Source organism: Kribbella turkmenica (assembly GCF_004348725.1).
In the GTDB taxonomy this organism is placed as follows: Bacteria; Actinomycetota; Actinomycetes; order Propionibacteriales; family Kribbellaceae; genus Kribbella; species Kribbella turkmenica.
On the sequence record NZ_SMKR01000092.1, the window covers coordinates 20,770 to 29,998 of the forward strand.

Consider the following 9,229-nt stretch of genomic DNA (forward strand, 5'->3'; position numbering starts at 1 on the left):
CGATGCCCTAGGCTCGGAGCAGAAAATCCGAGCCGAGGGAGTGGGACAAGCATGCAGCAGCAGGGCTGGGCGGCGCCGCGGGCGAGAGGTCCGGTCACCGGCCGGGTGACGGTGCCCGGATCGAAGTCGATCAGCAACCGCGCGCTCGTCCTGGCCGCGATCGCGGACGGCCCCTCCCACCTGACCGGCCTGCTCACCGCGCGCGACACCTCCTTGATGCGGGCGGCCCTGGTCTCCCTCGGCGTCGGCATCACCGAGAACGGCGGCACCGTCACCGTCACCCCCGGCTCGCTCAAGGGCCCGGCGAGCGTCGATTGCGGTCTGGCCGGCACCGTGATGCGGTTCGTCCCGCCGGTGGCCGCGCTGGCCGACGGTGTGGTCGAGTTCGACGGCGACCCGTACGCCCGCGAGCGCCCGATGAACGTCATCCTCGACGCCCTGCGGACGCTCGGCGTACGGATCGACGACCACGGCACCGGCCGGATGCCGTACGCCGTCTCCGGCGCGGGCTCGGTCCGCGGCGGCACGGTGACCCTGGACGCGTCCGGCTCGAGCCAGTTCGTGTCCGCGCTGCTGCTCGCCGGCGCCCGGTACGACGAGGGCGTCGACATCCGCCACGACGGGAAGCCGGTGCCGTCGCAGCCGCACCTGGACATGTCGGTGACGATGCTGCGCGAACGTGGCGTCCAGGTGGACGACAGCGAGCCGAACCGCTGGGTCGTTGCTCCTGGCCCCATCCGGGCGACGGACACCGCGATCGAGCCGGACCTGTCCAACGCCGCGCCGTTCCTGGCCGCGGCCGTGCTCACCGGTGGCGAGGTGACCGTGACCGGCTGGCCCGCGACGACCACCCAGCCCGGTGACCAGTTGCGCGACATCTTCACCCGCTTCGGCGCCGAGGTGACCCGCACCGGCGACGGTCTGACCGTGCGCGGCACCGGCCGCGTCCAGGGTGTCGACCTCGATCTGGGCGAGGTCGGTGAGCTCTCACCGGTGATCGCCGCGGTGGCCGCGTTCGCGGACGGGCCGTCGTACCTGCGGGGGATCGCGCACCTGCGCAACCACGAGACCGACCGGCTGGCCGCGCTCGAGCGGGAGTTCAACGCGCTCGGCGGGGACGTGACGCAGACGGCGGACGGGCTGGAGATCCGGCCGAAACCCCTGCGTGGCGGGCGCTTCGGGACCTACAACGATCACCGGATGGCGCACGCGGCGGCCGTCGTCGGGCTGCTCGTCGACGGTCTGGCGATCGAGAACATCGGGACCACGGCGAAGACGCTGCCGGAGTTCCCCGAGCTCTGGTCCGGACTCGCCGGCTGATGTCACGGTACGACGAGGAGGCCCGGTACGACCGGCCGAAGCGCCGGACCCGGCCGCGGACGAAGGACCGCCCGTCGTACGACGACGCCGTCACCGGTTTCGTCATCACCCGCGACCGCGGACGCTACACCTGCTGGGTGGAGCCGGGCGACCGGGTCGTGACCGCGATGAAGGCCAGGCAACTCGGCCGCAAGGGCGTGATCGTCGGCGACCAGGTCAAGCTCGACGGCGACGCCAGTGGTGACGAGGGCACCCTCGCACGGATCGTCGAGGTGCTCCCGCGGGAGACGCTGCTGCGCCGTTCGGCCGACGACGACGACCCGGTCGAGCGCCCCCTGGTGGCGAACGCGGATCAACTCGTGATCGTCGTCGCCGTCGCGAACCCCGAACCCCGCACCGGCCTGATCGACCGCTTCCTGGTCGCCGCGTACGACGCCGGCCTGCGCCCGCTGCTCTGCCTGACCAAGACCGACCTCGCCGACCCGGACCCGCTGCTCTCGATCTACCGCCCGCTCGGCGTCGAGTCGGTGGCGACCCACCAGAACGGCGACCTGAGCGAGCTCCGCGACCAACTCCGGAACCGCAGCAGCGTGCTGGTCGGGCACTCGGGTGTCGGCAAGTCGACGCTGGTCAACGCGCTCATCCCGGGCGCGGACCGGGCGATCGGCGTGGTCAACGAGGTGACCGGCCGTGGCCGCCACACCTCGACGAGCACGCTCGTCCTGCGGCTGCCCGGCGGCGGCTGGATCATCGACACCCCGGGCATCCGGTCGTTCGGGCTGGCCCACGTCGACTCGGACAAGCTCATCCACGCCTTCCCCGACCTGGCCGACATCGCCGGGGACTGCCCGCGCGGCTGCACGCACACCGCCGACGCACCCGACTGCGCGCTCGACGAGGCTGTCGCCGAAGGCCGCGCCGACGCCGACCGGGTCGCCTCCTTCCGCCGGCTGCTGGCCAGCCGCGAGGGTTCGGCCTGACCGGCGCCCGAACTACTTCGGCGGCAGTTGCCCGTCCCAGACGGCCTTGGCGCCGGCGTCGCCGGTGCGGATCGTCTGCCAGATGACCAGTACGCCGATGACGACCACGGCGGCGCTGGTGACGAGCTCCAGCGGCTTGCTCCTGGTTGCCTTCGCACCCTTTCCGCTGGCGAGCGCCGACGGGCCGCCGAGCAGCAGGAACGCGGCCACCGCGACCGCGGCGAAGATCAGGCAGAACCAGAACAGCAGGTCACCGCGCTCCTTGTGCTCGCGCACCGCCTGCTCCAGCGTCGGCACCGCCGCGACGAACGCGTCTCCGCTCTCCTTCGCGACGTACGCGAGCACCACCGCGCCCACGCCGAGCAGCAGGGCCGGCCAGCGGAGCAGCCAGCGCCAGCGGGGCAGCACGGCGAAGGCGATCGCGGTCAGGGCGGCCACCGGCAGTACAACCACCGCGGCGTGGATCACCAGCACGTGCAGCGGCAGGTCCCCGAAGCGCTCGAACATTGACGCCTCCATGGCAGTCGTGTGGGTCAGACACTAACTGCACGTTCAACGACCCTGTTCGGTTCACTGCGGGCCGCAACCGTTCCGCAACCTTTGCGGACACCTGCTCCGCTGAGCGGCCGGTCAGGCTAGCCTTCCGGCATGCCTTCGCACACGGATGACCTGCGGCTCGCCCACATCCTGGCCGACGACGCGGACTCGACCACGATGGACCGCTACAAGGCGCTCGACCTGCACGTGGCCACCAAGCCGGACCTCACCCCGGTGAGCGAGTCGGACCAGAAGGTCGAGGACGTGATGCGCAAGACGCTCGCCCGGGCGCGCCCCCGGGACGCGTTCGTGGGCGAGGAGGACGGCACCAGCGGCTGGGGCGTGCGCCGCTGGGTGGTCGACCCGATCGACGGCACCAAGAACTACATCCGCGGCGTCCCGGTGTGGGCGACGCTGATCAGCCTGATGATCGAGGACCAGGTGGTCGTCGGCGTGGTCTCCGCCCCGGCGCTCGGGAAGCGCTGGTGGGCGTCGTACGGCGACGGCGCCTGGACCGGCCGCGCGCTGCACTCCTCCCAGCCGTGCCGGGTCAGCGACGTCAGCAAGATCGAGGACGCCTCGCTGTCGTACGCCTCGCTCAAGGGCTGGGAGAAGCTCGGCAAGAAGAACCAGTGGGCCGACCTGCTGGACGCGTGCTGGCGGACCCGCGCCTACGGCGACTTCTGGTCGTACATGCTGGTCGCGGAGGGCGCGGTCGACATCGCCGCCGAGCCGGAGCTGAACCTCTACGACATGGCCGCGCTGGCGATCATCGTCGAGGAGGCCGGCGGGCGGTTCACCTCGGTCGACGGCGCGCCCGGCCCGAACGGGCCGAACGCGGTCGCCACCAACGGCCGTCTGCACGACGAGGTCCTCCAACGACTGGAGTGATCCGGGCTTCGCGGACCACGTAGGGTGGCTGGCATGCCCTTGACCTACCCGATCGCGGAACAGACGCTGGACAACGGCTTACGCGTCGTCGTCAGCTCCGACCGCGCCGTACCGATCGTCGCCGTGAACCTCTGGTACGACGTCGGCTCGCGCCACGAGCCCCCGGGGCTGACCGGGTTCGCCCACCTGTTCGAGCACCTGATGTTCCAGGGGTCACGCAACGTCGCCTCCGGTCAGCACTTCAGCCTCCTGGAGACGGCAGGCGCCAGCCTGAACGCGAGCACGTTCTTCGACCGGACGAACTACTTCGAGTCGCTGCCCAGCGGCGGGCTCGACCTCGCCCTGTGGCTCGAGGCCGACCGGATGGGCTACCTGCTCGACGCCGTGAACCAGGAGAACCTGGACAACCAGCGCGACGTGGTCAAGGAGGAGAAGCGGCAGAGCTACGACAACCGCCCGTACGGCGACTCCTACGAGCGGCTGGTGAAGCTCACCTTTCCCGCGGACCATCCGTACGCGCACATGACGATCGGCTCGATGGCCGACCTCGACGCCGCCTCGGTGGAGGACGTGCACGCGTTCTTCCGCACGTACTACGGCCCGAACAACGCCGTCCTGACCATCGTCGGCGACGTGGCCGAGGAGGACGCCTTCGACGCGGCCAAGCGGTACTTCGGCCACCTGCCGGCCGTCCCGAAGCCGCCGGCCGCACCGGACGGCACGATCGGCCCGCTCACCGAGGTGCGCCGCGACGACGTGGTCTCCGACGTACCGTCGGACCTGGTCACGATGATGTTCCGGCTGCCCGTCGACGGGACGCCGGAGCTGGACGCGGCCGGCCTCGCGCTGGACATCCTGGCCGCCGGCCAGAGCGGCCGGCTGAACCGCCGGCTGGTCCGCGACGAGCAGATCGCGCAGTCGGTCTCCGGCGGCGCGCTGCCGCTGATCGGCGGGGTCTCGTTCGGCACGCTGACCGGGATCGCCTCCGACGGCGTGGACCTGCAGAAGGTCGAGGACGCGCTGCTCGAGGAGATCGAGAAGCTGGCCGAGCACGGCATCACCGGGGACGAGCTGGCCACTGTGCAGGCGCAGGCCGAGCGGGACTGGCTGGAGCAGCTGGCGACCTGCGCCGGCCGCGCCGACGAGATCTCGCACCACGCGTTGCTGTTCGGCGACCCGAACCGGATCAACACCCGGATCGACCAGGTCAAGGCAGTCACCGTCGAGCAGGTACAGGCGGCCGCGGCCCAGTGGATCCGTGCGTCCGGTCGTGCCCAGGTGACCTACCGGCAGAGCGAGACCGCAGGAGAGCAGGCATGAACCAGGTTCTGACCACCCCGCCGGCCGTCGGGGCGCCCCGCCCGTGGAAGTTCCCGCAATCGACCACCACGTCGACCGCCGCCGGCACGCCGGTGCACGTCTTCGACCGCCCCGGGCAGTACGTCGCCACCGTCCGGGTGACGATCGCGATGCCGCTGATCGCCGAGCCGCGGGAGCTCGAAGGCATCGCCACGATCATGTCCCGGACCCTCGACGAAGGCACCGAGCTGCGGTCGGCGAACGACTTCGCGGCCGCCCTCGAGCGGCACGGCGCGGCGTACGGCGTGGACGTCAGCTCGGACGCGTTGCACGTGGAGATCTCGGTGCCGGTGTCGCACCTGGCGCCGGCGGTGCAGCTGCTGGCCGAGGCCGTCACCCGGCCCGCGTTCAACCCGGCCGACGTCGGCCGGCACGTGACGATCCGGCTCGGCGAGATCAACCAGGAACGGGCGAACGCCGGCTACCGCGCCCGCGAGGCGTTCGCGGCGAACCTGTTCGACCCGTCGACCAGGCGGTCCCGCCCGACCGCGGGCACGCCGGACACGATCCGGCCGCTGACGAACGTCCAGGTGGCCGGGTTCTACCGGGACAACATCGGCCCGGGCCGGGCGCAGATCCTGTTCGCGGGTGACGCGACCGGCGTGGACGTGGCCGCGATCGTCGACGAGGCGTTCGGGGGCTGGACGTCCGCGTCCGGCCCGGCCGTGGACACGCCCGAGCCGCTGTACATCCCCGGCGACCGGGTCGTTCTGGTCGACCGGCCCGGCTCCGTGCAGAGCCAGCTCCTGATCGGCTGCGCCGGGCCCGACCGCCGCGATCCCGCCTGGGGTGCGGCCGCGGTCGCCAACCACGTGGTCGGCGGCACGATCACGTCGCGGGTCGACACCGTCCTGCGCGAGGAGAAGGGCTACACCTACGGGACCCGGACGAGCTTCGCCGCACCGCGCAAGGGCGGCACGTTCAGCCTGGGCGGCGCCGTTCGCACCGAGGTGACCGGGGCCGCGATCGGTGACGCGCTCCGGATCCTCCGGGAGGCCCGCGACGGGCTGACCGAGCAGGAGGTCCAGGAGGCGAAGGACAGCCTGATCCGGACCGCCCCGCTGCGGTACGAGCAGGCCGACTCGGTCGCCCAGCAGGTCGGCAGCAACATCGCCAACGGCGTACCGATCGGCTTCGCCGACACCTATCTTGCCCAGATCGCCGCGACCACCGCCGCCGAGGCCACCGACGCCTACCGCCGGTACGTGGGAACCGACGGTCTGCTGGTCGTCGTCGTAGGGGAAGCCAAGGACATCCGGCCCCAGTTGACCGCGCTGGAGCTGGGTGACCTGATCGACCTGAGCTGAGCAGCAGCCGCTCCTCTGCTCGGCACCCGAGGGCACTGAGCAGAGGAGCAGCATGTTCACGGATCGTCCGACCGACGCGACGGACCGCACTCACACCTTCTGGTCACCGGCGTACCCGCTGCAGCCCGGTTTTCCGGAACAGCCCGCGTACGGCATCCTCCGGGACCACGGTCAGGCCACGGTGTCCCTGGTTCTCGGCGCGATCGCGCTCTGCACCGGCCTGCTGATCGTCTCGCCGGTCGCCTGGTGGCTCGGCTCCCAGGCCCTCGCCGAGATCGACGCGTCACCCGGTGTCTACCACAACCGCGGCATGGCCGAGGCCGGCCAGATCTGCGGCCTGATCGGCACGGCCCTGCTCGCCCTTGGGTCGCTGGTGCTGGCCGGTCTGGCAGTGCTGCTGTCGGCTGCGTCGTGAATCAACTGCTGATGTAGTTCGACAGTTGCTCCCGCTCGAACTCGAGCTCGCCGATCCGGGACTTGACCACGTCGCCGATGCTGACCAGGCCGGTCAACGCACCGTCGACGACCACCGGGACGTGCCGGATGCGGCGGTCCGTCATCAGCCGCATCAGGTCGTCGATGTGCTCGTCCGGCCCGCAGGTGGCGACGTCGGCCGTCATGATCGAGCTGACCCGGACGTCTCCCGCGTCCGGGGTGCCGTTCCAGAGCCGGACGACGTCGCGCTCGGAGACGATGCCGGCCACGGAGGATCCGTCCGGGCTCACCACGACGGCTCCGATGTTGTGGTCGGCCAGCAGGGTGAGGAGTTCGGTGACGGTGGCTTCTGGGGAGATGGTGACGACCTGGTTGCCCTTGCCGCGCAGTACGTCGTTGATCTTCACGGAGCCTCCTGCAGATCGAGGACCAATACCCCACGGTAGCGAAAACCGCTCCCCAGCGGCAGTCCTCACCGATCACAGGTTGTCAACCATCGGTGCCGAATGTGATGACCCTCAGTAGTCGCCCATCGGGTTGTCACAACCGGCCGTCGTACCTGGTCCTGACGGTCAGGACCGGATCCCCTGATCCGGCGGGCGGGTGCACGGCCCCGAGCGGATACCCGCCCGCTGTTCCATCTGCGTAGGGTGGTCGGGTGAGCTCAATCGTTCCGGGTCCGCAGAAGAAGCTCGAAGAGGAGATCAGTGCGGCGCGCTCCGGCGGCAAGCCGCTGAGCGCTGGTGACCTCAACCCGTCCGCGCCCCGGAAGGAGCAACTCGCCGGCCTCGACGACTGGCCGCCGTCCCTGCGTGCTGCGGTCGAGGCCGACTACGACCGAGTCACCGCGCTGGCCACGAACCGCCGCCGGACCGCCGACCGCGCACTGCCCGAGGTCGTCCGCGCGTTGGACACTCTGCTCGACCAGCTCGCCGAGCAACTCCGGTCCGGCAGACCACGCCTCCTGCGCAAGTCGTCCTCGCCTTCGCCCGAGGTCCCGCCGGCAGACCTCGCCGAACTCCTCGGCATCCCGGCCGGCGACCTGGCCACGCCCGCCCGGGCCGAACACCGCGCCGCCCTCCGCACCATCAGACAACTGCGCGGCCAGCTCAACGATCTAGAGACCACGCCCGACCACTCCCGCCTGACCAGGCTGTCCACCTTCGTGATCCGTCTGGCTGTCGTCCTCGACGCTGTCCCGGACGCAGCCGCTCCCCTGGCCTCACCCGCCCTGTCCCGCTTCGCCGACGCCGAGCCGGACTACCAATGGGACTGGCCCTTCCACCAGAAACTCACCTTCTGGCAGGAAACCCGCCACACCCTGACCGACCGCCGAACCTAGCCGGACTCCCGCGCACCGAGTACGTCGACCACCTGCACAACCGCCCGGACGCACATACGACGAACAGCCGCCGGGGACACCCTGTCCACAGCGGCTGTTCGGCGTACGTCGTACTAGCCCTTGATCGCGCCACCCAGGGCGAACGCCCCACCGAGCTTCCGGCTGAGCAGCAGGTACAGCAGCAGCACCGGCATCGTGTAGATCAACGAGTACGCCGCCAGCTGACCATAGTTCGGCTCACCGTACTGACCGAAGAACGTGAAGATGCTGACCGAGGCCGGCAACCGTTCCGGGGACAGCAGCAGCATGAACGGGACGAAGAAGTTCCCCCACATGCCGATGAAGGTGAAGATTGCCACGACCGCGATCCCGGGCCACATCAGCGGCAGCACGATCGCCCGCAGCGCCTGCATGCTGCCGGCCCCGTCGACCCAGGCGGCCTCCTCGAGAGAGATCGGTACGCCGTCCATGAACGTCTTCGTCAGCCAGATCGCGAACGGCAGCGAACTGGTCGCCATGAACATGATCGTGCCGCCGATCGTGTCGACCAGGTTGAGCTGCACGAACAGGCCGTACACCGGCACCATGACCGCGGTGATCGGCAGCCCGGTGACGAACAGCACGGTCAGCAGGAACGGCCGGTTGAACCTCGACTTGAACCGCGACAGCGGGTATGCCGCCAGTACGGCGCAGATCATCGTGAGCAGTGCCGAGCCGCCGCACAGCACGATGCCGTTCAGGACCGGCCGGTACGTGGTGTCGGTGTTGAGCACCGCCTTGAAGTTGCCCAGCGTGGGTGAGGTCGGGAACTCCACCCGCAGGCCCGCGGTCCGGTTGATCGACGCGAACAGCACCCAGAGCAGCGGCAGCACGAACAGCACACCGATCGCCAGCAGAACGACGTTCGAGGTGAGCTTGTTGATCCGGTCCCGCGCGATCATCGGGCCTCCCGGCCTGAAAGTGGAGAGAGCGACGCGACCGGAGCGACGAGGGAAGGCCGGGCGTTGCCACCCGACGATCCGCCGCGCCGGAGGCGTGGCATATGTACTGTCATGCGG

General features: G+C 70.4%; 10 protein-coding genes. 7 read left to right on the forward strand and 3 right to left on the reverse strand.

Annotation, left to right across the window (positions count from 1 at the left end; genetic code table 11):
- Window positions 1-51 precede the first annotated feature (51 nt).
- Entirely contained in the window at window positions 52-1,320 is a 1,269-nt protein-coding gene (aroA, locus tag E1218_RS20995; RefSeq protein WP_132322710.1) for a 3-phosphoshikimate 1-carboxyvinyltransferase, read from the forward strand.
- Window positions 1,320-2,300, forward strand: coding sequence for a ribosome small subunit-dependent GTPase A (gene rsgA, locus E1218_RS21000; protein ID WP_132322712.1), 981 nt, complete (start codon window positions 1,320-1,322; stop codon window positions 2,298-2,300). Before aroA ends, rsgA begins: the two co-directional genes overlap by 1 nt.
- Before the next feature lie 12 nt (window positions 2,301-2,312).
- Here rsgA and E1218_RS21005 read toward each other — a convergent pair whose 3' ends face one another.
- Window positions 2,313-2,807 (reverse strand): DUF2231 domain-containing protein, encoded by a 495-nt coding sequence (locus E1218_RS21005; protein ID WP_132322714.1) that lies wholly within the window; start codon window positions 2,805-2,807, stop codon window positions 2,313-2,315.
- Window positions 2,808-2,948: 141 nt separating this feature from the next.
- Between E1218_RS21005 and hisN the strand changes: the two genes are divergently transcribed.
- From hisN to E1218_RS21025, 4 genes are read left to right on the forward strand one after another with little or no spacing between them, the layout of a single operon-like run.
- The gene (hisN, locus tag E1218_RS21010) at window positions 2,949-3,728 is read left to right on the forward strand and encodes a histidinol-phosphatase (RefSeq protein WP_132322716.1); all 780 of its coding nucleotides are present in this window, start codon (window positions 2,949-2,951) and stop codon (window positions 3,726-3,728) included.
- 33 nt (window positions 3,729-3,761) lie between these two features.
- A complete protein-coding gene (locus E1218_RS21015) occupies window positions 3,762-5,048 on the forward strand; it encodes a M16 family metallopeptidase (RefSeq protein WP_132322718.1) in 1,287 nt (428 codons plus the stop codon).
- A complete protein-coding gene (locus tag E1218_RS21020; RefSeq protein ID WP_132322720.1) occupies window positions 5,045-6,394 on the forward strand; it encodes a M16 family metallopeptidase in 1,350 nt (449 codons plus the stop codon). Before E1218_RS21015 ends, E1218_RS21020 begins: the two co-directional genes overlap by 4 nt.
- Before the next feature lie 52 nt (window positions 6,395-6,446).
- Entirely contained in the window at window positions 6,447-6,809 is a 363-nt protein-coding gene (locus E1218_RS21025; protein WP_132322722.1) for a DUF4190 domain-containing protein, read from the forward strand.
- 1 nt (window position 6,810) lies between these two features.
- On the opposite strand, the gene E1218_RS21030 is transcribed toward E1218_RS21025, so the two are convergent.
- On the reverse strand, window positions 6,811-7,236 hold the full coding sequence (locus E1218_RS21030; RefSeq protein ID WP_132322724.1) for a CBS domain-containing protein: 426 nt from the start codon (window positions 7,234-7,236) through the stop codon (window positions 6,811-6,813).
- A gap of 251 nt (window positions 7,237-7,487) precedes the next feature.
- On the opposite strand from E1218_RS21030, the gene E1218_RS21035 reads away from it, so the two are divergent.
- Window positions 7,488-8,171: a hypothetical protein gene (locus tag E1218_RS21035; protein ID WP_132322726.1), complete on the forward strand. Its 684-nt coding sequence runs from the start codon at window positions 7,488-7,490 to the stop codon at window positions 8,169-8,171.
- A gap of 113 nt (window positions 8,172-8,284) precedes the next feature.
- On the opposite strand, the gene E1218_RS21040 is transcribed toward E1218_RS21035, so the two are convergent.
- Entirely contained in the window at window positions 8,285-9,112 is an 828-nt protein-coding gene (locus E1218_RS21040; protein ID WP_132322728.1) for a carbohydrate ABC transporter permease, read from the reverse strand.
- Between the last annotated feature and the right edge of the window lie 117 nt (window positions 9,113-9,229).

Bases quoted from the DNA above. Each gene is read 5' to 3' on its own strand.
- hisN (WP_132322716.1), top strand. From the start codon at position 2,949: ATGCCTTCGCACACGGATGACCTGCGGCTCGCCCACATCCTGGCCGAC.
- E1218_RS21005 (WP_132322714.1), bottom strand. From the start codon at position 2,807: ATGTTCGAGCGCTTCGGGGACCTGCCGCTGCACGTGCTGGTGATCCAC.
- E1218_RS21020 (WP_132322720.1), top strand. From the start codon at position 5,045: ATGAACCAGGTTCTGACCACCCCGCCGGCCGTCGGGGCGCCCCGCCCG.
- E1218_RS21015 (WP_132322718.1), top strand. From the start codon at position 3,762: ATGCCCTTGACCTACCCGATCGCGGAACAGACGCTGGACAACGGCTTA.
- aroA (WP_132322710.1), top strand. From the start codon at position 52: ATGCAGCAGCAGGGCTGGGCGGCGCCGCGGGCGAGAGGTCCGGTCACC.
- E1218_RS21040 (WP_132322728.1), bottom strand. From the start codon at position 9,112: ATGATCGCGCGGGACCGGATCAACAAGCTCACCTCGAACGTCGTTCTG.
- rsgA (WP_132322712.1), top strand. From the start codon at position 1,320: ATGTCACGGTACGACGAGGAGGCCCGGTACGACCGGCCGAAGCGCCGG.
- E1218_RS21025 (WP_132322722.1), top strand. From the start codon at position 6,447: ATGTTCACGGATCGTCCGACCGACGCGACGGACCGCACTCACACCTTC.